At 70.5% G+C, this 25,297-nt stretch carries 21 protein-coding genes and 1 pseudogene; 6 read left to right on the top strand and 16 right to left on the bottom strand.

Annotated features, from left to right (window positions below):
• Nucleotides 1-3: 3 nt before the first annotated feature.
• The 5 genes from QTI45_RS15945 to QTI45_RS15925 form a co-directional block, all read right to left on the bottom strand.
• The gene (locus QTI45_RS15945) at nucleotides 4-957 is read right to left on the bottom strand and encodes an acetaldehyde dehydrogenase (acetylating) (protein ID WP_286655076.1); all 954 of its coding nucleotides are present in this window, start codon (nucleotides 955-957) and stop codon (nucleotides 4-6) included.
• Between the two features lie 22 nt (nucleotides 958-979).
• Nucleotides 980-1,798 carry a 2-keto-4-pentenoate hydratase gene (locus QTI45_RS15940; RefSeq protein ID WP_286655075.1) on the bottom strand — a complete coding sequence of 273 codons (819 nt, stop codon included), beginning with the start codon at nucleotides 1,796-1,798 and terminating at the stop codon, nucleotides 980-982.
• Between the two features lie 21 nt (nucleotides 1,799-1,819).
• Nucleotides 1,820-3,304 (bottom strand): 2-hydroxymuconic semialdehyde dehydrogenase, encoded by a 1,485-nt coding sequence (locus QTI45_RS15935; protein ID WP_286655074.1) that lies wholly within the window; start codon nucleotides 3,302-3,304, stop codon nucleotides 1,820-1,822.
• Between the two features lie 140 nt (nucleotides 3,305-3,444).
• Nucleotides 3,445-5,166, bottom strand: coding sequence for a GMC family oxidoreductase N-terminal domain-containing protein (locus tag QTI45_RS15930; RefSeq protein ID WP_286655073.1), 1,722 nt, complete (start codon nucleotides 5,164-5,166; stop codon nucleotides 3,445-3,447).
• 16 nt (nucleotides 5,167-5,182) lie between these two features.
• Nucleotides 5,183-6,670 (bottom strand): aldehyde dehydrogenase family protein, encoded by a 1,488-nt coding sequence (locus tag QTI45_RS15925; RefSeq protein ID WP_286370599.1) that lies wholly within the window; start codon nucleotides 6,668-6,670, stop codon nucleotides 5,183-5,185.
• Between the two features lie 258 nt (nucleotides 6,671-6,928).
• Here QTI45_RS15925 and QTI45_RS15920 point away from each other — a divergent pair, with 258 nt between their 5' ends.
• On the top strand, nucleotides 6,929-7,891 hold the full coding sequence (locus QTI45_RS15920; protein ID WP_286655072.1) for an AraC family transcriptional regulator: 963 nt from the start codon (nucleotides 6,929-6,931) through the stop codon (nucleotides 7,889-7,891).
• A 34-nt stretch (nucleotides 7,892-7,925) separates the two neighbouring features.
• On the opposite strand, the gene QTI45_RS15915 is transcribed toward QTI45_RS15920, so the two are convergent.
• Nucleotides 7,926-8,666 (bottom strand): response regulator, encoded by a 741-nt coding sequence (locus tag QTI45_RS15915; RefSeq protein WP_286370601.1) that lies wholly within the window; start codon nucleotides 8,664-8,666, stop codon nucleotides 7,926-7,928.
• A 130-nt stretch (nucleotides 8,667-8,796) separates the two neighbouring features.
• On the opposite strand from QTI45_RS15915, the gene QTI45_RS15910 reads away from it, so the two are divergent.
• Nucleotides 8,797-10,212, top strand: a complete 1,416-nt coding sequence (locus QTI45_RS15910) for an ATP-binding protein (RefSeq protein ID WP_286655071.1) — start codon at nucleotides 8,797-8,799, stop codon at nucleotides 10,210-10,212.
• Between the two features lie 162 nt (nucleotides 10,213-10,374).
• Nucleotides 10,375-12,168 (top strand): cytochrome c biogenesis protein DipZ, encoded by a 1,794-nt coding sequence (locus tag QTI45_RS15905; RefSeq protein WP_286655140.1) that lies wholly within the window; start codon nucleotides 10,375-10,377, stop codon nucleotides 12,166-12,168.
• A 14-nt stretch (nucleotides 12,169-12,182) separates the two neighbouring features.
• Here QTI45_RS15905 and QTI45_RS15900 read toward each other — a convergent pair whose 3' ends face one another.
• The 5 genes from QTI45_RS15900 to QTI45_RS15880 form a co-directional block, all read right to left on the bottom strand.
• Nucleotides 12,183-12,986, bottom strand: coding sequence for an alpha/beta hydrolase (locus QTI45_RS15900; RefSeq protein WP_444813284.1), 804 nt, complete (start codon nucleotides 12,984-12,986; stop codon nucleotides 12,183-12,185).
• Entirely contained in the window at nucleotides 12,983-15,472 is a 2,490-nt protein-coding gene (locus QTI45_RS15895; protein WP_286655069.1) for a spermine/spermidine synthase domain-containing protein, read from the bottom strand. Before QTI45_RS15895 ends, QTI45_RS15900 begins: the two co-directional genes overlap by 4 nt.
• A 13-nt stretch (nucleotides 15,473-15,485) precedes the next feature.
• Complete coding sequence (locus tag QTI45_RS15890) at nucleotides 15,486-16,199, bottom strand: protein-L-isoaspartate(D-aspartate) O-methyltransferase (RefSeq protein WP_286370605.1); 714 nt, start codon at nucleotides 16,197-16,199, stop codon at nucleotides 15,486-15,488.
• Nucleotides 16,200-16,282: 83 nt separating this feature from the next.
• Nucleotides 16,283-16,969 carry a hypothetical protein gene (locus QTI45_RS15885; protein ID WP_444813283.1) on the bottom strand — a complete coding sequence of 229 codons (687 nt, stop codon included), beginning with the start codon at nucleotides 16,967-16,969 and terminating at the stop codon, nucleotides 16,283-16,285.
• Nucleotides 16,970-17,101: 132 nt separating this feature from the next.
• Nucleotides 17,102-17,809 carry a VOC family protein gene (locus QTI45_RS15880; RefSeq protein WP_286655068.1) on the bottom strand — a complete coding sequence of 236 codons (708 nt, stop codon included), beginning with the start codon at nucleotides 17,807-17,809 and terminating at the stop codon, nucleotides 17,102-17,104.
• Nucleotides 17,810-17,966: 157 nt separating this feature from the next.
• On the opposite strand from QTI45_RS15880, the gene QTI45_RS15875 reads away from it, so the two are divergent.
• Nucleotides 17,967-18,584: a hypothetical protein gene (locus QTI45_RS15875; protein ID WP_286655067.1), complete on the top strand. Its 618-nt coding sequence runs from the start codon at nucleotides 17,967-17,969 to the stop codon at nucleotides 18,582-18,584.
• A gap of 13 nt (nucleotides 18,585-18,597) precedes the next feature.
• Here the strand turns inward: QTI45_RS15875 and QTI45_RS15870 are convergent, their stop codons facing one another.
• A complete protein-coding gene (locus QTI45_RS15870; RefSeq protein ID WP_286370608.1) occupies nucleotides 18,598-19,065 on the bottom strand; it encodes a ferritin-like domain-containing protein in 468 nt (155 codons plus the stop codon).
• 220 nt (nucleotides 19,066-19,285) lie between these two features.
• On the opposite strand from QTI45_RS15870, the gene QTI45_RS15865 reads away from it, so the two are divergent.
• Nucleotides 19,286-20,266, top strand: coding sequence for a DMT family transporter (locus QTI45_RS15865; protein WP_286655066.1), 981 nt, complete (start codon nucleotides 19,286-19,288; stop codon nucleotides 20,264-20,266).
• A gap of 19 nt (nucleotides 20,267-20,285) precedes the next feature.
• Here the strand turns inward: QTI45_RS15865 and arsC are convergent.
• The 4 genes and pseudogenes from arsC to QTI45_RS15845 form a co-directional block, all read right to left on the bottom strand.
• Nucleotides 20,286-20,642, bottom strand: a pseudogene (arsC, locus tag QTI45_RS15860) (arsenate reductase (glutaredoxin)); the annotation flags it as partial.
• A gap of 69 nt (nucleotides 20,643-20,711) precedes the next feature.
• Nucleotides 20,712-22,322, bottom strand: a complete 1,611-nt coding sequence (locus QTI45_RS15855; protein WP_286655065.1) for a rhodanese-related sulfurtransferase — start codon at nucleotides 22,320-22,322, stop codon at nucleotides 20,712-20,714.
• Nucleotides 22,319-22,912 (bottom strand): cysteine dioxygenase family protein, encoded by a 594-nt coding sequence (locus tag QTI45_RS15850; protein ID WP_286655064.1) that lies wholly within the window; start codon nucleotides 22,910-22,912, stop codon nucleotides 22,319-22,321. The genes QTI45_RS15855 and QTI45_RS15850 overlap by 4 nt, the downstream gene beginning before the upstream one ends.
• Nucleotides 22,909-24,120, bottom strand: coding sequence for an acyl-CoA dehydrogenase family protein (locus QTI45_RS15845; protein ID WP_286655063.1), 1,212 nt, complete (start codon nucleotides 24,118-24,120; stop codon nucleotides 22,909-22,911). Before QTI45_RS15845 ends, QTI45_RS15850 begins: the two co-directional genes overlap by 4 nt.
• A gap of 139 nt (nucleotides 24,121-24,259) precedes the next feature.
• Here QTI45_RS15845 and QTI45_RS15840 point away from each other — a divergent pair, with 139 nt between their 5' ends.
• Entirely contained in the window at nucleotides 24,260-25,288 is a 1,029-nt protein-coding gene (locus QTI45_RS15840; protein ID WP_444813282.1) for an ABC transporter substrate-binding protein, read from the top strand.
• Nucleotides 25,289-25,297: the final 9 nt, after the last annotated feature.

Below are 25,297 nucleotides of genomic sequence, written 5' to 3'. Positions count from 1 at the left end.
CCTTCAAGCCGCACGGGCGCCGGACGGCCGGCGTGCCGCCATGCGTTCGGCCGTGGCCAGTGCCGCACTGGTCATGATGTCCAGGTTGCCCGAGTAGGCCGGCAGGTAGTGGGCCGCGCCCTCGACCTCGAGGAACACCGTGACCTTGAGTCCTTGCACGAGGCCCAGGCCGGGCACGTTGAGGCGGCGCTCACCGTCGATGCGCTCGAACTGGACCCTCTGCTTGAGCCTGTAGCCGGGCACATAGGCGGACACGTCAGCCACCATCCGGGAGACCGAGGCTTCGACCGCCTCCTGATCCGCATCCAGTTCCGTCAGGCAGTACACCGTGTCGCGCATCATCAGCGGCGGTTCGGCGGGGTTCAGCACGATGATGGCCTTGCCATGGTCGGCACCGCCCACCTCGACGATCGCCCGCGAAGTCGTCTCGGTGAACTCGTCGATGTTGGCCCGCGTGCCGGGCCCGGCCGACCTGCTGGCGATCGAGGCGACGATCTCGGCGTAGCGCACCGGGGCCACGCGAGAGACCGCGCGCACGATCGGGATCGTCGCCTGGCCGCCGCAGGTCACCATGTTGACGTTCGGTGCGTCCAGGTGCTTCTCGAGATTGACCACCGGCACGACGTAGGGGCCGATCGCGGCCGGCGTCAGGTCGATCACCTGCACGCCGTGCGCCTGCAGGGCGGCGTCGTGATGCCCGTGCGCGCCTGCGCTGGTGGCGTCGAAGACGATCCGGATGTCCTTGAAGCACGGCAGCCCGATCAGTCCCTCGATGCCTTCGGCGGAAGTCGCCACGCCCATGCGCCGGGCCCGGGCGAGGCCATCGGAATGCGCATCGATGCCGACCATGGCGGCCATCTCCAGAGGGCCCGCGCTGCGAAGCACCTTGATCATCAGGTCGGTGCCGATGTTGCCCGAGCCGATGATGGCGACGGGCGTTCGTGAGTTGAGAGTCATTGAGGCTTGTCGAGGCGAGGAATCAGTGGCCGAAGGCTGCGGCGACGCAGCCGAGTCCTTCGATCCGGGCGGTGAACACGTCACCGGGCTGCACCGCCACCATCGGCCCCAGGGCACCGGTCAGCAGCACGTCGCCAGCGCGCAGGGGGGTCCCCATGCTGGCCAGCATGTCGGCCAGCCAGATGGCCGCATTGAGCGGATTGCCAAGGCAGGCCGCTCCTGCGCCGACCGACACCTGGTCGCCGCGGCGCTCCATCACCATGCCGCATCCGGCCAGGTCCAGCCTGTCCAGCGTCACCGGGCGGCTGCCCAGCACGAACAGGCCCGAGGAAGCGTTGTCCGCCACGGTGTCGGACAGCCGGATGTCCCAGTTCGCGATGCGGCTGCCGACCACTTCGATCGCAGGCAGCGCATAGGCGGTCGCGCCGATCAGATCGGCCATCGTGTGCTTCTCGTGCGGCAGGTCGCGATCCAGCACCAGGGCGATCTCGGCCTCCACCTTCGGCTGCATCACCCTCGTCCAGGCGATCTCCTCGCCGTCGCCGGCGGCCATCACGGAGAACAGGGCGCCGAAGTCGGGAGAATCCACGCCCAGCTGCCGCTGGACCGCCGTGGAGGTCAGCCCGATCTTGCGGCCCACCAGACGCTGGCCGGCGTCGAGACGGCGTTGCGTCACGCGCTGCTGCACGCGGTAGGCGGCGCCGATCAGGTCGCCATCGATGGCGACCGCTTCGATCAGTTCGCGCACGGGGTCGATCGGCCGGCCGCTCTCGGCGGCCTGCCAGAGCAGGTCGGCGATCTTTCCGGCCTGCTCGTCGAGCCTGATTTCTTTCTGGTTCATGGGTGTGGTTCGGCAGGCGGCTCAGACCGCGATGCAGACGTTGGTGGTTTCCGAATAGAAGTCGAGTGAGTGGCGCCCGCCTTCGCGCCCGATGCCCGACAGCCCGGAGCCGCCGAACGGGGTGCGCAGGTCGCGCGAGAACCAGGTGTTGATCCAGACGATGCCGACCTGGAACCGGGGCGACACGCGATGGGCGCGAGAGAGGTTGGAGGTCCATATGCAGCCTGCCAGGCCGTACGGCGTCCCGTTGACCCGGTCGATCACCTCCTCTTCGCTGTCGAAGGGAGCGATGTGGCACACCGGGCCGAAGACCTCTTCCTGCATGCAGCGCGCGTCGTCGGCCAGTCCGGTCCAGATCGTCGGCTGGACGAAGGCGCCGTTGTCGCGCTGGTCGCCGAACTTCGGCACGCCGCCGCCCGTCACGACCGAAGCCCCTTCGCGGACCGCCAGGTCGAAGTACGACAGCACCTTGTCGCGGTGGCCGCGCGAGATCAGCGAGCCCATGAACACGCCCTGCTCGTCCGGCCAGCCGACCTTCAGCGCTTCGGTGCGCAGCTTCATCGCGGCGACGAAGCGCTCGAAGATCGGTCGCTCGACATAGACCCGTTCGGAACACAGGCAGACCTGTCCCGAGTTGGAGAAGCTGGATCGCACGACGCCATCCACCGCGGCATCGAAGTCGGCATCCGCGAAGACCACCGCCGCGTTCTTGCCGCCGAGTTCGAAGGAGATCTCTTTCACCCCGTCGGCGACCGCCTTCATGATGGTCGAACCGGTACGCGACTCGCCCGTGAAGGTGACCGCATCGACGTCCGGATGGCGGGTCAGGGCCTCCCCGGCCGAGTTCGCGCCGAAGCCATGCACCAGGTTGAAGACGCCCGGCGGCACGCCGGCCTCGTGGAAGGCCTCGGCCAGCAGGGTGGCCGATGAGGGCGTCTCCTCCGATGGCTTGACCACCATCGTGTTGCCGCAGATGAGCGCGGGGGCCGCCTTCCAGGTCATCGAAAGCAGCGGAAGGTTCCAGGGGCAGATGCTGGCAACCACGCCGACCGGCTTGCGAACGGTGTAGTTCAGCAGGCACTTGCCGTCGGCGAGCCGGGTTTCGAAGCAGTCGCCGTGCGCCAGCCTCCCGATGTCGGCGAAGGTGCGCAGATTGACCACGCCGCGGTGCACGTCCAGCCCCCGGGCCTGAGCCACCGGCCGGCCGGTATCGGCCACCTCGGCCGCCACGAATTCATCGAAGCGGCGTTCGATGACATCGGCAACGCGGTTCAGCAACGCGCTGCGTTCGTCCACGCCCATCCGGCCCCACGGGCCCTCCAATGCCTGGCGCGCTGCCCGTACCGCCCGGTCCACCAGCAGCGCGTCGGCCTCATGGACCTGCGCCAGGACTTCGCCGTGCAAGGGGCTGATGTTGTCGAATCGGCGATCGGTGGAGACGAACTCGCCATCGACATAGTTGCGCAGGGTGCGCAACGCGGGCGGCAGGTGAAAGGGGGTGGTCAAGGCGAACTCCAGCAAGGCATGCGATGGAGTCTAGGGAGCCCGCCTATTCTTGAAAAATGAGTTCTTCGGCCTCAGCCATAACCGGCAGGAATACGTCCCGCGCGGTCGCGGCAGGAGGCGAAGCGCGGCCGCTGCCGGGCTCAGCCCGCCCGCAGGATCTCGCCCAGCCGCTCGCCGATGATCACGCAGGGCGCCATCGTGTTGCCGGTCGTGATGCGCGGCATGATCGATCCGTCGGCGATGCGAAGGTTCTCGATGCCGTAGACCCGCAGCCTGGCGTCCACGACCGACATCTTGTCGGTCCCCATCTTCGCGGTGCAGGTGGCGTGGAAATAGGACACCGCCGCGTCGCGGATGAAGTTGTCGAGCTCCTTGCCCTTGATCGGGCCGGGCATGACCTCGCGCTTCACATAGGCCTTCATCGGCGGCGCATTGCCGATCTCGCGGCACAGCTCGACCGCCTTGCGCATCGCCGCCATGTCCTGCGGATGCTCGAGCACCTTGGCATGGATCTCGACCTCGTCGCGCGGGTTGCTCGACTTCAGGCGCAGATGGCCCCGGCTCTCGGGCCGCACGATGCCCGGACCGATGGTCCAGGCGGTCGGCACGGCGCGCTTGGAGGTGAGCTCCGACGAGAACGGAATCTCGATCTGGAAGGGCTGCATGTCCGGCGTGGCGAGCTTCGGGTCGCTCTTCCAGAAGAAGGTCGCCTCGGCCGAATTGTTGCGCGGCGGCAGGCCCTCGGGCGGCTCCCACATGCAGGCCGCGACCATGGTGTGGTCCTGGAAGTTGCGGCCGACCCCCGGCAGGTTGGCCACCACCGGCACGCCGAGGCGCTTGAGTTCGGTCGCGTCCCCGATGCCCGAGAGCATCAGGATCCGGGGCGTGTTGATGGCGCCGGCCGACAGCACCACTTCGCGCGCGGCGCCGATCTTGCGGACCTGGCCGTCCCACTCGACCTCGACGCCGGTCACCTTCTTGCCGTCGAGCGTGAGCTTGTGCACCAGCGCCTGGGTCAGGATGGTCAGGTTGGCCTGGTCCATGATCGGGTACAGGTAGTGCGAAGGCACGTTGCGGCGCTGTCCATCCTTGACGCAGAGGTTGGCGATGGCAGCGCCGCCGGGGCCTTCCATCATCGCGCCGTTGTGGTCCGCGAAGGCAGGGATGCCCACCGAGGCGCAGGCCTGCACCATCGCGGGAGCCAGCGGGCTCGGGTCCGGCGCCGGCTGCATGAAGACCAGGCCGCCCTTGCCGCGGCGCGCCGGATCGGGTTCGCCCTGCCAGTCCTCGATGCGCTTGTAGATCTCCAGCACGTGCCGGTAGCCCCAGGCCTCGTCGCCGCTCGCCCGCGCCCAGTGGTCGTAGTCGTGCTTGTGGCCGCGCGCCCACACGGTGGCGTTGATGCTGCTGCCCCCGCCGATGGCTTTGCCCATGGGCATGGCGATGGACCGGTTGTTGAGCCCGGGCCGCGGCATGGTCTTGAAGCCCCAGTCGAAGGGCCCGCCGATGTTCGTGTACCAGACGGCCGGGTTCAGGATGCTGGGCGCATCCGCCGCGCCGCCGGCCTCCAGCAGCAGCACCTGCACGCCGGGATCTTCCGCCAGCCGCCGCGCCACCACCGAGCCCGAGGAGCCGGCGCCGCAGACGATGTAGTCGTATCGCGGCTTGAGTTCGCGCCGCAGTTCGGCCTGGTTGGCACCGATGGCGAGCGCCTTGTCGGCCATGGTGATGGCGGCCAGCCCGGTGGTGCCGAGGGCGCCCGCCAGCCGGATGAAGCGGCGGCGATCGAGCCTGCCCGCCATCAGCTGCGCCTCCAGCAGTTCGAGTTGCGCGGACCGCTGCGCCTGCGTCGTGGTCTTCATTGCGTTCTCCTTGGCGTCAGCCCACGAACCAGGGCGGGTTCACCTGGGTCTGCACGGTGATCGCCTTGAGGTGGGAGTACATGTTGAGCGTCTCGCGGCAGTACTCGCTGCCGATGCCGCTCTCCTTGAAGCCGCCGAACGGCGAACCGCTGGCGAGGTTGAAGTAGTGGTTGATCCACACCGAGCCGGCCTCCAGCCGGTCGGCGGTCTCCATGGCATTGCGCAGGTTGCTGGTGTAGAGCCCCGCGGCCAGACCATAGCGCACGTCATTGGCCTCGCGCAACATGGTTTCGTGGTCGTTCCAGCGGATCACCGAGAGCACCGGGCCGAACACCTCCTCTTGCGCGATGCGCATGCTGTTGCTGGCCTCGAAGACGGTGGGCGCGATGAAATGCCCGTACTCGCTGCCCTCGACCGCGACGCGCTTGCCGCCCGCGACCAGCCTCGCGCCCTCGCCCTTGGCGATGTCGATGTAGTCCAGAACCCGCCGGCCCTGCTTTTCGGAGACCAGGCCGCTGAGCTTCGCCGAGCCGTCGAGCGGGCCGCCGACCTTGAGTCTGCGCGTCGCCTCGGCCAGCTGTTCGAGGAAGCGGTCGTAGATCGCGTCATGGACGAACAGCCGCGTGCCCGCCAGGCACGACTGGCCGTTGCAGTACATGGCGGCGAACACCGCGTTGTCCACCACCGCCTCGATGTTCTCGATGTCGGGAAAGACGATGTTCGGGCTCTTGCCGCCCAGCTCCAGCGACACCGGCACCAGCCGCTGGGCGCCGGCCACCGACACCAGCCGGCCGACCTCGCTGCTGCCGGTGAAGGCGAGCTTGTTGACGCCCGGATGGGCGGTGAGCGCGGCACCCGCTTCCTCGCCGGTGCCCGGCACGATGTTGACCACGCCGGGCGGGAAGATGGCGGCGATGTGCCTGGCCAGCTCGAGCGTCGACAGCGATGCGTTCTCGTCCGGCTTCAGCACCACCGTGTTGCCCGCGGCCAGTGCCGGCGCCAGCTTGAAGGCCACCATGATCGCCGGCACGTTCCAGGGAATGATCTGCCCGCAGACGCCGATGGGCTCGCGCTTGGCCAGCATGTAGCCGTTCGGGATCGGCCGCCCGAAGCCCTCGTGCGTGAGCACGGCGCCGGCGAAGTAGCGGTACTGCGCATTGGCGATCATGTGGTCCAGGGTCGTCTCGGAAAGCCGCCGGCCGATGTCCAGGGCGTCGACCAGGGCCAGCCTCGGCATGTCGGCGGCCAGCGCGTCGGCCAGCTTCAGCAGCATCGCCGAGCGTTCCTCGTAGGAGGTCGCGCGCCAGCCCGGCAGTGCCGCGCGCGCCGCCTTCACCGCATCGTCGATCTCCGCCGCCCCGCAGCGGGCGATGGACGCCAGGTGGGCGCCGGTCGCGGCGTTGACCGCGGCGAAGGTCGGCCCGTTCGCCGGCCGGAAAGTGCCGCCGATGAATGCACCGTAGTGCGAGTCGATCCGGGGATCGATGTCTGGTTCGTTGCTCATGTCGATGTCCTGCATGGGTCGGATGAAAGAGCCGGGCGCCGATGGGAGCCGGTGCGGTCATTCTTCGGTCCGGCCCCGCGCAGGGCTATCCGATGTGCGCACGGCCATCCGCTTTGCGCAGCAGCCGGCCGGGGGTTTTCCCTGATCGCGATGAACGGCGGCCCGACACAGGATGCGCGCTGCCGCCCGCCGGCGCGATGGCATGAACACTGCATGCGGGTAGGCTTGTTGGAAGAAGCGTCAGGAAAGGAGCGCCCCATGGCAGCGGATCACACCCATACCCGCGATCTCGACGAAGCGATCGAGACCGTCGGACAGGTCTATTGCCAGCATCAGCTCCAGCTCCATGCGCGGGCGCGCAGCATCGACACCACGCTCGACATCTCGGGCTCGGCGCGCCAGCCGGTGGTGCGGCTGCGCTACGGCGCCCCCGTGATCGTCGATGCGGGACGCTTCCCCGACCTGTTCCTGATCATGCGCAGCACCGGCGGACAGGGCAGCGTGCGGCAGGGGCGGCGCCAGGCGAGCTGGACGCCCGGCGGCACGGTGCCGGTGTCGCCCAACGTGGGCACCGAATTCGACTTCGGCGCCGACTTCTCGCAGACCACGGTCAAGCCCGACAAGCAGAAGCTCGAGGCCCTGTGCAGCCGCTGGATCGGCCATCCGCTCGAGGAGACGCTCCGCTTCGAGCTGGCGCCCTTCTCCAGCGCCCTCGAACGGACCTGGAGTTCGACCCTGGCCTTGCTCGAGGGCGGGGGCTCGGAGGCGCTGTCGGCCGCGGCAGAGGCTTCGCTGGAGGAGTTCCTGCTGACCGTCCTGCTGCAGCAGCACCCCCACAACTACAGCGACGAGCTGGCGAGCCCGCCGACCTCGCTGCCGCCGCGCCTGGTGCGGCAGGCCGAGCGCTATATCCAGGAACATGCCGACCAGCCCCTGACCGTGGCCGAGGTCGCGCGCAGCCTGGGCGTGAGCATCCGGGCGCTGCAGGCGGGATTCCAGGCCTGCCGCAACACCACGCCGATGGGCTTCCTGCGCCAGGTGCGCACCGAGCGCGTGAGGCAGGCGCTGCTGCAGGCGGATGCATCGACCACCGTCACCGAGCTCGCGCTGCGGCACGGCTTCTTTCACCTCGGGCGCTTCAGCGCCCACTACAAGGCCCGATTCGGAGAGAGCCCGATGGCCACGCTGTCGCGCGCGAGGAAGGACAGCCTGGCGCGTTGAGAACGGCGCGGCGGCGACGGCCGCTCGACGCCGCTCAGTCGCGCGCTTCCACGGTCGAGGCGAAGACGTAGCCTTCGCTGCGCACGGTCTTGAGGTAACGAGGCTCGCGCGCGTCGTCGCGCAGGCGCTGGCGCAAGCGGCTCACGAGCAGGTCGATCGAGCGCTCGAACAACTCCGCCTCGCGGCCCTGCGTGAGGTTCAGGAGCTGGTCGCGGCTCAGCACGACCTGGGGGTGATCGAGAAAGACGCGCAGCAGCCGGTACTCCGCGCCGCTGAGCGCCACCATCGTGCCGCTGTCGTCGATCAGGTGGCGCGCGGTGGTGTCGACGCGCCAGTCGCCGAAAGCCAGCATGGTCGCCGTTTCGGTCGACAGCATGTTCGGCGGCAGCATGCGGGTGCGGCGCATCACGGCGCGGATGCGCGCGAGCAGCTCGCGCGCCGAAAAGGGCTTGGCCAGGTAGTCGTCGGCGCCCATCTCGAGGCCGAGGATGCGGTCGGCCTCCTCGCTTCGGGCCGTGAGCATCAGGATCGGCGTGGCCTTGTACTTGCCGGTGCGCAGGTCGCGGCACAGCGTGAGGCCGTCTTCGCCCGGCAGCATCAGATCGAGAATGATCAGGTCGAACGGGCCCGACGACTCGAGCGCGGCGCGCATGTGCCGGCCGGTCGGCACCGACGTCACGCGCAGGCCGTTCTTGACCAGGTAGGTGGTGAGCAGCTCGCGGATCTCGCGATCGTCGTCGACGATGAGGACGTGATCGGCAGGACGTGTGTTCATGGCCAGAAATGTAAATCCTCCGCCGGCAGGCGGGTCGGGCTTTGTATGCCTGCGTATCCGGCAGCGACGCGCGCCACAATTCGTTGCGCGCCGCGCTCCCGGCGGCCCGCGGCGGTCTATAAACCATGCCATGACCCCTCCGACAAGCCACCCTGCCAGCCTCGCCCCGGAGATCGCGCTTCGCTCCGCGGACCCGGCCGGCGCGGCACCGGGCGCCACCGGCAGCGGCTGGCGCAGGCTGCTGCCGCGCTCGCTGTTCGCGCGCGTGACGCTGATCATCGTGATCGGCCTGGCGATCGCGCAGGCGCTCACCTTCGCCGCGATACGCTACGAGCGCGGCATCGCGATGCGCGAACTCATGATGGCCGGCATCGAGCGCGACATCGCGAGCTCGATCGCGATCCTCGACCGGCTTCCCGCGGCCGAGCGCGCCGGCTGGCTGGACCGGCTGGAGCGCCGCAACTACCGCTTCATGCTGGGCGGCAGCGTCACGGGTGCGCCGCCCGCGTCGCCCTCGTCGCAGGCCTTCGCCGCCGCGATCGCCGGTGCGCTGCGGCCCTTCGAGGTCGCGCAGGTGGCCCAGGCCGACGATGCGCCGGACAGCCTTCGGATGCAGGTCAGGCTGTCGGACGGAAGCCCGGTGATCGTCGCCGCGCGGCGCGTCGGCATGCCGGTGTCCGACTGGGTCATGTGGGTGCTGGGGCTTCAGCTCGCGGTGCTGGCCTGCTGCGCGTGGTTCGCGGTGCGCCTGGTCACGCGGCCGCTGGCGCGGCTCGCCTCGGCGGCCGACGAGCTCGGGCCCGACCTGAAGGGCCGGACCCTGGCCGAAGAGGGACCCACCGAGGTCGCGCACGCGGCCCGCGCCTTCAACGCGATGCAGGGCAGGATCGCCGGCTACATGGCCGAGCGGGTCGAGATCCTCGCCGCCATCTCGCACGACCTGCAGACGCCCATCACCCGCATGCGCCTGCGCACCGACCTGATGGACAACGAGAGGGACAGGCTCAAGTTCAGGCACGACCTCGACGAGATGAACGCGCTGGTGCGCGAAGGCGTGACCTATGCGCGCACCCTGCACGGGACCCAGGAGCCGCCGTGCCGGATCGATGCCGATGCGCTGTTCGAGAGCATGGTGGCGGACTACGGGGATGCGGGCCAGCCGGTGCATCTCGAGGGGCGGATCGACGAGCCCATGGTGACGCGGCCCAACGCACTGCGCCGCATCCTGGCCAACCTGGTCGACAACGCACTGAAGTTCGGCAGCGAAGTGCGCATCCGGGTGCGGCGCGACGAGGACCGTCTCACGGTCTCGGTTCTCGACGACGGGCCGGGCATCCCGCCCGACCAGCTGGAGGCGGTGCTCAAGCCCTTCTACCGCGTCGAGGGCTCGCGCAACCGCAGCACCGGCGGCACCGGCCTGGGACTGGCGATCGCGCACCAGCTCGCCAGCGCCATGGCTGCCGAGCTGAGCCTTCACAACCGCAGCGAAGGCGGGCTCGAGGCGCGCTTGACCCTGAGCACACGGCCCGCAACGACCGCGGACTGAATCCCGCCAGCGCCGGCGGCCGCCTCGTATTCCAATGTATCTGGCGGATGCAAGGTACACGGCCATACCAAAAGGCCCCGGCGTCGACACATGCCGCATACATGCGGGGAATCCAATGGGTCCTGTCGCTCAAGCCCGTACCAAGGAACCCCCGTGTCGATCCTGCTCATCCCCCTCGTTGCCTACCTGGGCGGCGTGCTCACCATCCTGAGCCCCTGCGTGCTGCCGGTGCTGCCCTTCGTGTTCGCGCGCGCCGACCGGCCGTTCGTCTCGCATGGCCTGCCGATGCTGGCGGGCATGGCGGTGGCATTCGCCGCCGTCGCGACGCTGGCGGCCGTGGGCGGCGGCTGGGTGGTCGGGCTCAACCAGTACGGGCGCTACGCCGCGATCGCGATGCTCGCCGTGTTCGGCATCACGATGCTCGTTCCGTCGCTGGCCGACCGGCTGAGCCAGCCCTTCGTGGCGCTCGGCAATCGGCTCGCCGAGTCGGCTTCGGCAGCGCGTCCGGCGCGCTTCGCGGCGCTCTCGCCGCTGCTGCTGGGCATCGCGACCGGCATGCTGTGGGCGCCCTGCGCCGGGCCGATCCTCGGCCTGATCCTGACCAGCGCGGCGCTCAACGGCGCGAGCGCCGGCACCTCGGTGCTGCTGCTGGCCTACGCCGCAGGCGCATGCACCTCGCTGGCGGTGGCGCTGCTCTTCGGGGGGCGCCTCTTCGCGCTGCTGAAGGGCACGCTTTCGGCCGGCGTCATGGTCAGGCGGGTCGCGGGTGCGGCGGTGCTGGCCGGGGTCGGCACGATCGCGCTCGGCCTCGACACCGAGGTGCTGAGCCGGATCTCGCTCGGGTCCACCACGGCGCTGGAGCAGTCGCTGGTCCGGCGCATCGAGATGAACCGGTCGAACGCACCCGGCGCGGCCAGCGGGGCCGGGAAGCCGGAGCTCGTGCGCACCGCGTCGACGACGGCGGTGCCGCCTGCCCGGCAGCTCGCACTCGCGCCGGAAGGCCCCTTTCCCCCGCTCACCGGCGCCACCGGGTGGATCAACTCCGCGCCGCTGACGCCCGAAGCTCTGCGCGGCAAGGTGGTGCTGGTCGACTTCTGGACCTACTCCTGCATCAACTGCCTGCGAACCGTGCCCTACCTGCGGGCGTGGGCGCAGAAGTACCGCGACGCCGGCCTCGTGGTGCTCGGCGTGCATACGCCCGAGTTCGCGTTCGAGAAGCGCACGGCCAACGTGGTCAAGGCCGCGAAGGACCTTGGCATCGACTTCCCGGTCGCGCTCGACAACGACTTCGCCGTCTGGCGCGCCTTCGGCAACCGGGCATGGCCCGCCTTCTACTTCATCGATGCGCAAGGGCAGATGCGCCACCACCAGTTCGGCGAGGACCAGTACGAGGAGGCCGAGGCGGTGCTACAGCAACTGCTGTCCGAAGCCGGCCAGCCGCGCGTGCCGTCGACTTTCGTCGCGCCGCAGGGCGTCGGCACGCAGGCCGCGCCGGGCCGCTCGCCGGCGCAATCGCAGGAAACCTACCTGGGCCACCAGCGCACGCACGACTTCGCCTCGCCCGGCGGCATCGCGCGCGATCGCGCCAGCGACTACCCGCTCGCCGCGGCGCTTCGCAACGACCAATGGTCGCTGGGCGGCAACTGGACGGTGGAAGCCGAACGCGCGGTCCTGAACCGCGCCGGCGGGCGCATCGCCTATCGTTTCCAGGCGCGCGACCTGCACCTGGTGCTGGGCCCCTCGGCCGACGGCAAGCCCGTGCGCTTCATCGTGCGCGTCGATGGCAAGGCGCCGCTGGCGGACCACGGATTCGACACCGACCCGGAAGGCAGGGGCACGATCGATGGCGAACGGCTCTATCAACTGGTGCGCCAATCGGCCGGCAGCAAGAGCCGCCTGTTCGAGATCGAGTTCCTGGACAGCGGGGCGCAGGCCTACGCGTTCACCTTCGGGTAGGGGCCCCCGGTCCCTCAGCGCGAAGCGGCCTCGCCGAGCAGGAAGCCCAAGGCGCTGCGCCACCAGCCATCGTCGACATATCGGATCCAGTCGTTGTGGTCGGCGGCGCGGACCACCTCGAGCTTCTTGGGTCCGGGCAGCGTCTCGTACAGCGCCGTGCCGAAGCGGGCCGGAACGATGCGGTCACGCTCCGCGACGGCCACCAGCACCGGGCGGCCGATCTGCGCGAGGTGGGCGACGCTGTCGTAGCGGTCGCGCAGCAGCCAGCCGACCGGCAGCCACGGATAGTGGTGGGCCGCGACCTGTTCGAGCCGGTCCCAGGGCGTGATCAGCATCAGGGCCGCGACCTGCTCGCGCTGGCTCGCGGCCGCCGCGGCCGCCACGCCGGCCCCCAGGGATTCGCCGATCAGCAGCAAGGGCGCGCCGTGCAGCCGATGCGCCAGCGCGATGGTCTGCGCAGCGTCGTCGACCAGGCTGCGCTCGCCCAGCGCGCCGTCGCGCGGTCCGTAGGCCGGGTACTCGGCCAGGATCACGCGCAGCCCGAGGCGGGTGAGCATCGCGGCGTAGTAGGCGCGGTGCCCGGCGTGCCCGGCATTGCCGTGGAACACGATCGCCGTCGCGCGCGCAGGGCCTGCCGGCTCGGCCACCAGGCCGCGGAAATCACCTTCCGCCGGCCAGGCGGCCAGGCCGGCGGAGGCCATCTCGGCGGCCGGCGCGCGGGCGGGGTGGTAGAGCAGGCTGTCCTGGAACATGGCGGGCGCCGCCAGCGCGATCGCGCAGGCAGTGACGAGCCAAAGCATGATCGCGGCGGGTTTCATCCTCTGGGGTCAAGAAGCTTGGACGATGGATCATCCTTCGGCGAAGCCGGTGCGCTGTCAAGCCCGCGCCCGGGGACCGCCGCGGCCGCCACGCCATACAGCAGCAGCGCCGCGACGACCACGGCGGTGAAGCCGATGTGGATCGCGAGCAGCGTGGCCAGCACCGCCGCCGTGACCGAGGCGCAGCCATTGATGCCCCAGGCCCAGGGAACGAGCCGGGCTTCGGCCGCTTCCACCCGGGCCAGGCCGAGCGGAAAGGGCATGCCCATGAAGAAGGCCAGCGGGGCGATGAGGGCCACCGCGATCAGGATCCGCGCCGCATCCGGCAAGCCCGTCGCGTGCGCGAAGAGCCAGGGCAGCAGGAGCAGGCAGAGCGCCGCCGACAGCGCGATGCCGCCCGCCACCGCCGCCACCGGGCATCCCTTCAGCCGAGCGGAGACGCCGCTGCCGATGCCGGCGAAGAGCAGGAAAGCGAACAGCACGACGGCGATCGCGTACAGCGGATGGCTCAGGAACAGCACGAACTTCTGGATGAACGCGATCTCGATGAACATGAAGCCGAATCCGATTGCCAGGAAATAAGCCAGCACGCGCGGGCGCGACAGCGCGCCCGGCATGTTCCCGCCCGGCATGCACCCGTCGTGCCCCGCGCCCGGGCGCGCGACCCACGCGAGCGGCAGCCCGATCAGCAGCAGGCTCGCCACCAGCGCCTGGAGCAGCGTGGCCACCAGCACCGGATAGCCCCATTCGAGCAGCGGCAGGCCGCCCTGCTCCTTCAAGGCCAGCAGTTCGGGCAGCGAGCGCCACTTGAAGAAGTGGAAGAAGTGCGGCTTGTCGTCGGTGGCCGGCTCGATGTGGAACTTGTAGCGCGCCATGAATTCGCCGCGCCCCGCACCGAGCAGCGCCTGCGCCCCGTCGAACAGGTCCGGCCCCTCGACCACGTTGAAGCGATTCGCTTCACCCGGCTGCATGCCGGGGTAGAAGGCCAGGTCGAAGGAACGGTCGACGCAGAAGGCCTTGATGGCCGCGATGTCCTCCGCGGTCAGGGCGCCGTTCTTGACCAGCAGCGTGCTGGTCTTCCAGCTTCGTATCAGCGCCAGCCGCGAAGCGGGGTCGCCGACGCCCGATCGCTCCAGCGCCACCACCGCGGCGGCGAAGAGCTTGAGTGCATCGCGCGGAGGCAGCGTGACCCAGCGCGTGACCGCGAGCAGCCCCCCGGGCTGCAGGTGGCGCAGGTCGTCCTGCAAGGCCTCGACCGTGTAGAGGTAGTTCTCGGCCAGCGCGTAGAGGCCGGCCGACGAGGCGCTGAAGGAATCGAGCAGCGCGACCTGGATCAGGTCGTAGCGCTGCCGGCTGGCCGCGATGAAGCCGCGCGCCTCGGCCACGTGGACCTGCGCCATCGGCCCGTAGACGCCACCCGCCGCGGCCGCGAACGGGCCCCGCACCAGCTCGACCAGTTGAGGGTTCAGCTCCACCGCATCGATGCGGCGTGCGCCGTGATAGTGCGCCTGCAGCACGTCCTGTCCGGCGCCGGCGCCCAGCACCAGCACGTGCGGCGCGCGCAGCAGGTGATAGGGCAGCGCCGAGCTGATCTGGTCCAGATGGGCCAGGCTGTCGCGCCGGCCGTCGAAGCGGGTCAGTGCGTTGAGCCCCTCGCCGTCCGTGAACACGCCCCATTGCGGCGGCGGCTCGGTCGCTGCCGTGAGGCTCAGGCCGGGTGCATGGCGCAGCGGGATGCGCGCGCTCTCGACCACGCTGACGAGGCCCAGCGGGCTCGATCGCTGCGCCACCACCCGGGTGCCCGGAATGCGCAGGGTCTGCGACAGCTCCTTGTAGGGCGACATCGCGGGCGCCATCCAGTCCGAGGGCAGCAGCAAGAGCAGGCCCGCCAACGCCAGCAGCGCGAGTGCCGGCCAGCGCCGGCGACCGCCGCATTCGATCCAGCCGACCGCCGCCGCGACGCAGCCGAGCGCGCCGATCAGCTGCAGCGCGTCGGCCGGCGACAGCACGAACAGCAGCGCCACGATGCCCAGGCTTCCCGCCCCGGCGCCGAGGATGTCGACGCTGTAGATGCGCGACACCTGGCCCCGAAAGCGCGACAGGGCCATGCAGACGCAGGCGCCGGCGCACAGGAAGGGCAAGAGGAGCAGCAGGTAGACCGCCAGCAGCCATGCCGGCTGGCGCGGGTCCCAGAACATCTCCAGCGGATTGAACGGCACCCGCTGCGCCAGCATGAAGCAGCCGATCGCAGCCAGCCCGAAGCCCGCGGCGGCGGCGCAGAAGAGCGCAGCGAAATGCCGCTGCACCGCGCCGTGCGCGAGCGTCAGCAGCGCGCCGCTGGCACCCCAGCCGAGCAAGGCGAGGCTGATGATCATGTAGGCGAAGTGGTGCCACAGGATGACCGAGAACAGCCGCATCAGCAGGATCTCGTAGGCCAGCGCCGCCGCCGACACCAGGGCCACGGCGAGCAGCGGCGCGGCGGCCATCGGCGCTCCGGGCTCAGCGCCTGCCGGTGAGCGGAACGAAGGCCACCGGCAGGATCTGGCGCGTCGACACCGTGCCGTCCGGATTCTTCTCGATCAGCATCAGCTGCTGCACCATGAACGCCGCGCCCACCGGGATCACCATCCGGCCCCCGGGCTTGAGCTGGCGGATCAGCGGCGGCGGAACATGGCTGGCCGCGGCGGTCACGAGGATGGCGTCGAAGGGCGCCTGTTCCTCCCAGCCGTGGTAGCCGTCGCCCAGCCGCACCTGGACATTGCCGTAGCCCAGTTGCCGCAGGCGCCGCGTGGCCTGCTGCCCGAGCGGCTCGACGATCTCGATGCTGTAGACCTCGCGCGCCAGCTGCGCCATCACCGCCGCCTGGTAGCCCGAGCCGGTTCCGACCTCGAGCACCTTGTGGCCGGGCTCCGCCTTGGCCAGGTCCGTCATGAGCGCCACGATGTAGGGCTGCGAGATGGTCTGCCCATGGCCGATCGGCACCGGCCGGTTCGCATACGCGACCTCGATCTGCTCCGCCGGCACGAACTCGTGCCGCGGCACCGTGGCCATGACCGTCATCACGCGGGGGTCGAAGGCCGGCCGGCCGGTCTCGGCGCGGGTCTGGCGCGCCAGCGCATCGATCTCCTGCGTCATCCGCCGGCGCTCGGCGGCAAAGTCCGCGGCGGCCACGGCCTGGGCGCCTGCCGCCGCCAGCAAAAGCGCCGCAGCCATGGCACGGACCCTCGGCGTGAGCATCGCGCTTGTCCGGTTCGAGGCAGGCGCCGGGCCGCACTGCCGGCCGCGGCGCCCGCGGCTCAGTTCACCGCGAAGCAGTAGAGCAGGCCATCGCCGCCCGTGCCGCGCAGCGCCTGCTGGCTGCAGCCGCCACGGGTCTGGTGCGAGGAGTTCCACGACACGGCCCAGGGATCGGTGGTCGGTCCCGCGCGATCGTGGTGGCCGACGACGGCCACGCCCTCGGTGCTGCTGCGGGTCCAGTTGCCGCAGGTCATGTCGGTGTCGTTCGGCGAGAAGGCCGTTCCGTCGGCGCGCGAACCGGTCAGGATGTCATGGCGATTCGGCGTGTCGCTGCGGCCCTCGACCGGCAGGCCCTTCTCGTTCAAGGCGGTCTGCTTGTTGATGTCGTTCGCGCCGTGCAGGTGGTTGACGTCGCGCGCCACCACCACGCCCTTGGCGTTGCTCCAGGGCCCGCTGCCGATCCGGTCGCGGGCGTTCACCGTGGGCACGCCATCCTTGCCCTGCGTGCTCAGGTAGGCCCGCCAGGTCCTGCCCCCTGCGCCCGCGGCGGTGGCCAGGCTCTGGCAATGCTTGTCGGCGCCTGCAATCCCTCCCAGGTCGGCGCCCTTGCCGGCGCCCACGCTGGTCACGAAGAAGCCCATCGGCCCGCCGGATCCCGCGGACTGCTGCACTGCCGTACAAGCCGTGATGGCGACGGGGAGGCCGATCAGTACGGCCAGCCGAGGCCAGGTCATGCGTCTGGACATATTTCCTCCGATCAGAGTTGAAGATCGCGTGTCGGCCCGGACGCCCAAGTTCCGGGCTGCGGAAATTATGGGAGCTTCGGATTCCGGCGCCATTGGGGCAGACCATCCCCGCAGGGACGCCGGCGACCCGGCTCACAGGCCGTGCGAATCGAGGGTGACCGGGCCGCGCGGCGTGTCGAAGACCGCGCGCAGGTTGGGCGGGCCGATGGCCACCGGGATCTCCGCCAGCGCGAGGGTCCGCAGGGCCTCGCCGAGAACGCCGGCCCGTGCATGCGACAGGGTCAGCGAGCGAAGTCCGATCCCGGATTCGGCCATGCCGTCGGTGGGATGGACCGAGCCCCACTGGATCAGTGTCGGCAGCGCGCCATAGAACAGCCGCTGGCCGTCGCCGCGCACCGTGATGTGCCAGGCCAGTCGGCCGGCGGGCGTGTCGCGTGACGCCTCCACCACCTCGCCGCGATCGATGCGCAGGAGTGCGAGCGCCGCGGCGGCGGCGGTGGCGTCGGGCACCTCGGCGACGAAGTGGATCAGCTGCGGCCCGTTCGCGGCCAGCGCGGCCTGCAGCGCGGCATCGTCCAGGTCGAACCAGCGCCGCGAGCCGCCGCGCTGCCGGGCGTCGGCCTGGGGATCGACCGCGATGATCTCCAGATAGGTGCGCGGAAAGGCCGGCGACGCGATCTTCAACAGGGCGTTGTGAGTGCCCATGGTGGGATGGATTCCCCCGGCGGCGGGCGCAACGCCGAAGGTCGCTTCGCACCAGCGCACGCCCTCGGCCAGGGTCTGGGCCGCGACCACGAGGTGATCGACGCGGGGATGCTTGATGGCGGGTTTGGAGTTCACGCGCGCAGACGCTAGGGCCCGCGAGGAGGCGTGTCAATGAGGCTCGGGAAATCTCTTCGGCATCTTCCTACTCGATTGCTCTGCTTTTTCCTTCCGGCGCGCGACAGCAACCGGAAGAGCGTCAGGATCCGACCTTCTGAAACCCGGGGGCAGCCTCATGACATCCTGGTCCCTTCTCCCACGAATCGCCGCGCTGGCGGTGCTCGCGCTGGCCGGATGCACTTCCGCGCCGCAGCGATGGGGCGAGTGGACCGACCCGGCACTGGGGCAGAGTTCCGGAATCCTGCGCGGCGGCAAGGTCCTCATCGCCTGCGACAGCTTCGACCTCCTCATGCGCCAGCCCTGCCAGGACGACCTGGCCCGGGCACTGGCGGCAAGGGGCGTCGACCCGGTCGTCGCCCCGGCGGCAACGAATCCGGGCACCCGCGAGGCAGACCTCCAGTTGGCCGCCGGCGCCTCGGCCGCCGGTGCCGACTTCGTCTTCGTGCTGTCGCTGATGCCCGCGGCGATGTCCTCCGGCTCCGGCATGTCGGTGGGCATCGGCGGCTTCAGCTTCGGGCGCAACAGCGGTGCCGGCATCGGTCTCAGCGCGCCCATCGGCGGCGGATGGGGCAGCACCGGGTTTTCAGCCACCGGGCGCGTGACGGACGCCCGCACGGGCCGGATGGTGTGGAGCACGACCTACGTGGCCTCGCCTTCGTCGGACATCGGCGGACAGGTCAGGGAGCTGATCCGCAATGTGCTCGACTCGGCGCAGGCCGCCGGCCTGCTCTGAAAAAAGCGCAGGCTCAGGGCACCGGCTTGGACGAGAACGCCGCGACATCGCCCGGCCGGCGCAGCATCTTGTCGACGTCCGCGGCGTGCAGCTCCTCGGCGTGGATCATCTGCCGCGCGAACTCCTCCAGTGCCACCGAGCGGCCTTCCACCTCCGACAGCAGCTCGCGATAGAGGGCCAGCGCGCGCGCTTCGCTGTCGAGCGATTCGCGCATCATGGCGGCGATGTCGTGCTGGTGCGAATCGAGCAGCGGCCCGATGGCGAGCGAGGGGTAGGCGCCGAGCGTGGTGATCCACTCGCCGACCTGCTGCGCGTGCAGCAGCGATTCGCTGGCCTGATCGCGCAGCCACGAGACGATGGGAATCCGGCTGAAGCCGAACACCAGGAAGGAGTAGTGCGTATAGCGCACCACCCCGGCCAGCTCGGCTTCGAGCAACCGGTTGAGCACGGAGACGACCTTCGCTTGATCGAGCTTTTCCATGTCAGTGCCCGCTGAGGGTGGGGATGAGAAATTATGCGCCGCGCCCCGGCGCTGCTGCGAGGTTCACGCAAGTTGTCATACAACTAAGCGTGCAGAAAAGGCGCCACTCCTCTGACTGAACTGACAGGCGCAAGCCCTCTCGGCTCATGTCATCGTACAACCAGGCTAAAATGCACCGTTTCGGGGCGCCTTCGCGCCTCGTGCCCGTTCGGAGTCCTGCTTGCCCTCCCCCGCCCACCCCTTCCTGACCGACCGCAAGGTCGTCTTCCTGCTCGCGCTGTTCTGCTGCATGTTGTGGGGCAGTTCCTTCCCGGCGATCAAGAACGGCTATGCCCTGTTCGGCATCGCGCCGGCCGACATCGCCTCCAAGCTGGTGTTCGCCGGCTGGCGCTTCCTGATCGCCGGGCTGTCCCTGGTGGCCTATGCCGCGCTCACGGGCAAGACGGTGCGCGGGCTCACGCCCCGGGCCTGGGGCCAGATCGCGCTGCTGGGCCTGACCCAGACCACGCTGCAATACGTCTTCTTCTACATCGGCCTGGCCCACACCACGGGCGTGAAGAGCTCGATCATGAACGCCACCGGCACCTTCTTCAGCGTGCTGCTGGCGCACTTCATCTACCGCAACGACCGGCTCAGCTACGGCAAGGCGCTGGGCTGCGCCGTGGGCTTCGCCGGGGTCATGATCGTCAATCTCGGCAGCGGGCTAGCGGGCCTGCTCGCGTTCGACTTCACGCTGCTCGGCGAGGGCTTCGTGATCATCGCGGCCTTCGTGCTGGCGGCGGCGAGCATCTACGGCAAGCGCATCTCGCAGGGGCTCGATGCGATCGTCATGACCGGCTGGCAATTGGCGATCGGCGGCGCGGCGCTGCTGGCGGCGGGCTACGCGATGGGCGGCGGCCTGGGCCGCTTCACGCCGGCGTCGGCGGCGCTGCTGGCCTACCTGGCGCTGCTGTCCTCGCTGGCGATCTCGATCTGGAGCCTGCTGCTCAAGTACAACCGCGTGAGCCTGGTCACGGCCTTCAACTTCATGGTGCCGGTGTTCGGCGCGCTGCTGTCGGCGGTCTTCCTCGGCGAGAGCATTCTCGAGTGGCGCAACGGCGTCGCGCTGGTGCTGGTCTGCTACGGCATCTGGCTCGTGACCCAGGCCCAGCCGGCCGTGCCGGCCGCCGCGGCCGGCGCCGAGGGCCGCGCGGCGAGCTGATGCCGAAACCGCCGCGCTACGGCTGCGGCAGGATGTCGAGCACCGTCTCGGACGGCCGGCACAGGCGCGTCCCGAGCGGGGTCTCGACGATCGGCCGGTTGATCAAAATCGGGTGGGCCAGGATGAAGTCGATCAGCTGCTCGTCCGACCATTTCGGGTCGCCGAGCCCGAGTTCATCGTAGGGCGTTCCCTTCTGGCGCAGCAACTCGCGCACCGGCACGCCCATGGCGGCGGCCAGCCGCTTCAGCGTGGCCCGGTCGGGCGGGTTCTTCAGGTACTCGATGACGGTGGGTTCCACGCCCGTGTCGCGGATCAGGGCCAGCACGTTCCTGGACGTGCCGCAGGCGGGGTTGTGATAGATGGTGATGCTGTTCATGTGGCTGGACCCGTGGATTCGGAAGGCGGCGGCGGGGCACGCCGCGGACCTCACGATACATCGACCGGCTCAGAGCACCCGGAAGCCGTGCGTGCCATCGGCCGCGAGTTGCGCCACCAGGCCGAACTCCCAGTCGAGGTAGGCCTGCATCGCTTCAGGCGCTGCGTCGGTGCCCTCGTAGGGCCGGCGGTAGCGGTCGGTCACCGGTGTCGCGACGCGCTGCCAGCCGGTCTCCTCCGGCAGGCCGGCCGCGAACCAGGCGGCGTTGCCGCCCGCGAGCACGAGCACCTCGGCATCGCTGCGGCGGGCGTCGAGCAGCGCGCGAAGGTCGGCTGCCGCGAAGCGCGCGAGCAGGCTGCTGCCGCAGGTCAGCGCATAGCGGCGCGCGGGCGGGATGGTGTCCAGGGCCTGTGCCAGCTGCGCGCGGATCGCGAACCAGGCGCCCGGGATGTGCCGCTTGGCGTGGTTGACGCCGGTCGTGAGGTCGATGACCGCGAGGCCGTCCGGCGCGGCACGCCGGGCCTGCGCGAGTTCGGCCGGCGAGATCTCGGCCGCCGGCGGCGGCTCGGGATGCTGCGCCGCCGCGTTGCCGCGAACGCTGCGCGCCGCCTCGGGCTGCGGCTCCAGCACATAGACCTCCCAGCCCATCTGCGCCAGCCAGGACGCCGTCATCGGCGCGCGCACGCCATCGTCGTCCGCGAGCACGATGCGGGCGCCGCGCACCGGCACCTGGTGGTCGGTCTCCTGCACCAGCTGGCCGCCCGGCGCGCTGGCGAAGCCCGGCAGATGTCCCGCCTCGTAGGCCTGCGGCGTGCGGACGTCGAAGCGGTAGACGCTGCGCCCGGGCGCCTCGAGCGTCGACAGCGCCTCGAATGCGAGCCAGCGCACGCCGGCGCGCCGGGCGACGTCGTGCGCGCTGCGCTCCGCGATCGCCCGATGGGCCGCGCCGGGCGCCGGCGCCTCGCGCGAAGCGCCGTGGTCGAGCAGCTGCCCGGCGAGCTTCCAGCCGATGGTGCCGTTGCGCAGCGCCGCGACCGGGTTGGGAATGCCGGCGTTGACCAGCGACTGCGTGCCGATGATGCTGCGCGTGCGGCCGGCGCAATTGACGATCACCTGCGTGGCCGGATCGGGGGCGAGCTCGCGCACCCGCAGCACCAGCTCCGCACCGGGCACGCTGGTCGCGGTCGGGATGCTCATCGTGCGGTACTCGTCGAAGCGGCGCGCGTCGAGCACCACCACGTCGGCGCGGGCATCGATCAGGGCCTTGACCTCCTCAGCCGACAGCGAGGGCGTATGCCGCTCGTGCTCGACCAGTTCGCCGAAGGCCTTGCTCGGCACGTTGACGTCGCGGAACAGCTCGCCGCCGGCGCTGCGCCAGCCGTCGAGCCCGCCTTCGAGCAGATGGACGCGCGTATAGCCGAGCGCCGCGAGCCGGCTCGCCGCCAGCGGCGCGAGGTCGCTGCCGTCGTGCGCGCCGTAGACCGCGATCAGCGTGTCGCGGCGCGGAATGCGGCGCCAGGCATCGAGCTCGATGCGCGACAGCGGCAGGTTCGCGGCCCACAGCGGATGCGCCTGCGCGAACGGGTCTTCCTCGCGCACGTCGAGCAGCGCGATCTCCTCGCGGGCGATGAGGCTCGCGCGCACCGCGGCGAAGGAGAGGGTCGGGAAAGTTGCGGTCATGGACGACGGAGTTCTTCGGATCGGTCCCAGAGATTGGGCAGCAGCGTGTTCGAGTATCCGGAGACGAAAGGCTTGCGCCCGCCGCCGGTGGGGTAAGTATGGCGCCGCACGGCGCCGATGTTCGCGCCATAGACGTGGATGCTGATCGACGTCCGGTCGTCGAAGGCGTTGTGCACGCGATGCACGTCGCCCACGCGGGGCGACACCGCCTCGACATCGCCGGGCTCGAGCCGCCGCGGCGCGCCGTCCGCCAGCAGCAGGCCGTCGCGCTCGACGTAGGCCTGGCTGTATTCGGCGCCGCGCAGCATGCCGATGAGGCCCCACACCGTGTGGTCATGCACCGGCGTGGCCTGGCCCGGGCCCCAGACGAAACTCACGACCGAGAAGCGCTCGGTCGAGTCGGCATGCAGCAGGAACTGCCGGTAGCGCTCGGGGTCCGGCTGGGCGAAGGCCTCGGGCAGCCAGTCGTCGCGCGCCACCAGCCGGCGCAGCAGCGTGCCGCCCTGCGCGAGGATCCCGGCCTCGTCCGGCTTTGCATCGAGCAGGCGCCCGAAGGCGAGCACGAAGTCGCGCAGCGGCGCGACGCTCATGGCGCCGCTGCCGCGGCCAGCGCGCCCTTGCCCGCCGCCACCAGGATGGCATCGTTCTGCGGCGTGTGGATGCGGCTGCACAGCACGTCGCGGTAGTGCCGCTCGAGCGGGTTCTGGCGCGCGAGGCCATGGTTGCCGCTCAGCTGCAGCGCCAGCTCGACGGCCCGGCTCGCCTGGTTCGTGACGCTGTACTTCAGCAGCCCGCTCGCGGTCGCCGAAGGCGCATGGCCGGCGTCGACCTCGGCCGCCGCGGCGTCGAGCAGCACGCGGTTGCTGCGCAGCAGGGCCTCGATCTCGCCCACGCTCTCCTGCACGCGCGGCAGGCTGGCGAGCGCGGCACCGAGGCCGCTGGGCGCGCGATGGTTGAGAAAGCCGAGCAGCCAGTCGCGCGCGGCACGCGCCACCGCGTCGTAGAGCGTGCCCAGCAGCACCACCATCCAGGCCTGCTGGGTGGCATGGGCATCGATGTCGGTCTGGCTGCCGGCATCGGGCGCCCATTCGGCCGGGGCGCGCAGGTCGACCGCATGGTCGAGCGGAATCGCGACATCCTCGAAGATCACCTCGTGGCTGCCGGAGGCGCGCAGGCCCAGGTGGTCCCAGCTCGCCACCACGCGGATGCCCGGCGCATCGCGCGGAACCAGGAAGACGCCGACGCGCGGCTCCGGATCGTCGGTGCGGCCCCATACCGAGAGCCAGCTCAAGCCCTCGATGCCGGTCGTGTAGAGCTTGTGGCCGTCGAGCTTCCAGCGGTCGCCATCGCGCCGGGCGGTCGTCGCGGGCAGCCCGCCGCGCGCCGGCGAGCCCAGCGCCGGCTCCACGCGCAGCGCGTTGATCAAGGCGCCATCGGCGACCGCGTCGCGCAGCACGCGCTCGCGCAGGGGGCCGGGCCAGCGGCTGTCGGTGCGGCCGATGGCGTGATGCTGCAGCCAGGTCATGGTGAGGATCAGCGCGGTGGCCGGCTCGCCGTAGGCCACCGCGGCGAGCACCCGGCGCGCGGCCTCGAGCGACGCGCCGCCGCCACCGTACGCGGCGGGCGCGACCAGCGCCACCAGCCCCTGCGCGTGCAGCGCCCTGAAGTTGTCGCGCGGGAAGGCGCCGCTTCGATCGTGGTCGGCCGCGGTCTGGGCGAAGCGGTCGGACAGCCGCGCCAGCAGCGCTTCGTCCTCGTGAGGGGGCGCCGAGGGGCGACGCAGGACTTGGGAACTCATGGGGCCGAACCTTAGCCGCGGGCGGGCGCGCGGAAAACGACGGAAGCCGAATATCCAAACTCGAAATCCTGCGTTCGCTCCGGCCGGCAGGCGCAGTACGGTCGCGTTCTCACCAGCCGCCCATCCAAGACGCAAGACCATGACACAGCCGTCCCGCCCCGCTCCTCCGCCCGCCTGGTCGCGCCGCCACTGGCTGCAGTCGGCCGGCGCGGCCGCCGCCTTCGGCGCCATGGGCCCGCTGGCCGGGGCCGCCACGCCGGCGTCGCCGGAGCTCTCGGGCGTGACGCTGCGCATCGGCACCTACAAGGGCCTCTGGCGGCCGCTGATCGAAGCCTCGGGCCAGGGCCGCACACCCTACAGGATCGACTGGCGCGAGCTGAACAACGGCGTGCTGCACATCGAGGCCATCCAGGGCGACGCGCTCGACCTCGGCTCGGGCAGCGAGATCCCGGCCACCTTCGCGGCGCGGCAGAAGGCCAAGGTGCGCTTCATCGCCGTGATCCACGAGGACCTCAACAACCAGGCCACGCTGGCGCGCAAGGACGCCCCGATCAGGAGCATCGCCGACTTCAAGGGCAAGCGCGTGGGCTACGTGCGGGCCACCACCGCCCACTACTACCTGAGCAAGCAGCTCGCGGAAGCCGGCCTCTCGTTCAGCGACATCCAGCCCATCAACCTGAGCCCGGCCGACGGGCTCTCGGCCTTCGCCCGCGGCGACCTCGATGCCTGGGCCATCTACGGCTACAACGGCCAGCTGGCGCGCACCCAGTACGGGGCCCGGACCATCAAGACCGGCAAGGGCTATCTGTCGGGCAACTTCCCGGTCTACGCCAACCCGCGCGCGGTGGACGATCCGCTGCGCCATGCCGCGATCGCCGACTTCCTGCTGCGGCTGCAGCGCGCCTATGCATGGGCCAACGGCAACTACCTCGCGTACGCGAGGGCGCAGTCGGCCGAGACGCGGGTGCCGGTGGGCGACCTGATCGAGCTCTTCAACGGCCGCAGCAACGACTACGCCCTCGGCCCCGTGACCAGCACCGCGGTGCGCAGCCACCAGGAAGTTGCCGACACCTTCCTCAAGCTCGGCGTGCTGGACGGCCCGGCCGAGGTCGCGCCGCTGTGGGACCGCAGCTTCGGCGCCGGCCTGACCCCTTCCTCCTTCACTTGAAAGATCCCC

Source organism: Variovorax saccharolyticus, assembly GCF_030316765.1.
Taxonomy (GTDB): Bacteria; Pseudomonadota; Gammaproteobacteria; order Burkholderiales; family Burkholderiaceae_C; genus Variovorax; species Variovorax saccharolyticus.
Note: the sequence above shows the minus strand (reverse complement) of the source record. Positions and strands in the feature narration are given on the sequence as shown.

Excerpts from the sequence above, each read along its gene's own strand:
- QTI45_RS15875 (WP_286655067.1), top strand. The coding sequence starts at position 17,967 with ATGACATCCTGGTCCCTTCTCCCACGAATCGCCGCGCTGGCGGTGCTC.
- QTI45_RS15870 (WP_286370608.1), bottom strand. The coding sequence starts at position 19,065 with ATGGAAAAGCTCGATCAAGCGAAGGTCGTCTCCGTGCTCAACCGGTTG.
- QTI45_RS15845 (WP_286655063.1), bottom strand. The coding sequence starts at position 24,120 with ATGAGTTCCCAAGTCCTGCGTCGCCCCTCGGCGCCCCCTCACGAGGAC.
- QTI45_RS15885 (WP_444813283.1), bottom strand. The coding sequence starts at position 16,969 with ATGTCCAGACGCATGACCTGGCCTCGGCTGGCCGTACTGATCGGCCTC.
- QTI45_RS15915 (WP_286370601.1), bottom strand. The coding sequence starts at position 8,666 with ATGAACACACGTCCTGCCGATCACGTCCTCATCGTCGACGACGATCGC.
- QTI45_RS15920 (WP_286655072.1), top strand. The coding sequence starts at position 6,929 with ATGGCAGCGGATCACACCCATACCCGCGATCTCGACGAAGCGATCGAG.
- QTI45_RS15855 (WP_286655065.1), bottom strand. The coding sequence starts at position 22,322 with ATGACCGCAACTTTCCCGACCCTCTCCTTCGCCGCGGTGCGCGCGAGC.
- QTI45_RS15890 (WP_286370605.1), bottom strand. The coding sequence starts at position 16,199 with ATGGCTGCGGCGCTTTTGCTGGCGGCGGCAGGCGCCCAGGCCGTGGCC.
- QTI45_RS15930 (WP_286655073.1), bottom strand. The coding sequence starts at position 5,166 with ATGAAGACCACGACGCAGGCGCAGCGGTCCGCGCAACTCGAACTGCTG.
- QTI45_RS15895 (WP_286655069.1), bottom strand. The coding sequence starts at position 15,472 with ATGGCCGCCGCGCCGCTGCTCGCCGTGGCCCTGGTGTCGGCGGCGGCG.
- QTI45_RS15940 (WP_286655075.1), bottom strand. The coding sequence starts at position 1,798 with ATGAACCAGAAAGAAATCAGGCTCGACGAGCAGGCCGGAAAGATCGCC.
- QTI45_RS15910 (WP_286655071.1), top strand. The coding sequence starts at position 8,797 with ATGACCCCTCCGACAAGCCACCCTGCCAGCCTCGCCCCGGAGATCGCG.
- QTI45_RS15925 (WP_286370599.1), bottom strand. The coding sequence starts at position 6,670 with ATGAGCAACGAACCAGACATCGATCCCCGGATCGACTCGCACTACGGT.
- QTI45_RS15840 (WP_444813282.1), top strand. The coding sequence starts at position 24,260 with ATGACACAGCCGTCCCGCCCCGCTCCTCCGCCCGCCTGGTCGCGCCGC.
- QTI45_RS15945 (WP_286655076.1), bottom strand. The coding sequence starts at position 957 with ATGACTCTCAACTCACGAACGCCCGTCGCCATCATCGGCTCGGGCAAC.
- QTI45_RS15900 (WP_444813284.1), bottom strand. The coding sequence starts at position 12,986 with ATGAAACCCGCCGCGATCATGCTTTGGCTCGTCACTGCCTGCGCGATC.
- QTI45_RS15850 (WP_286655064.1), bottom strand. The coding sequence starts at position 22,912 with ATGAGCGTCGCGCCGCTGCGCGACTTCGTGCTCGCCTTCGGGCGCCTG.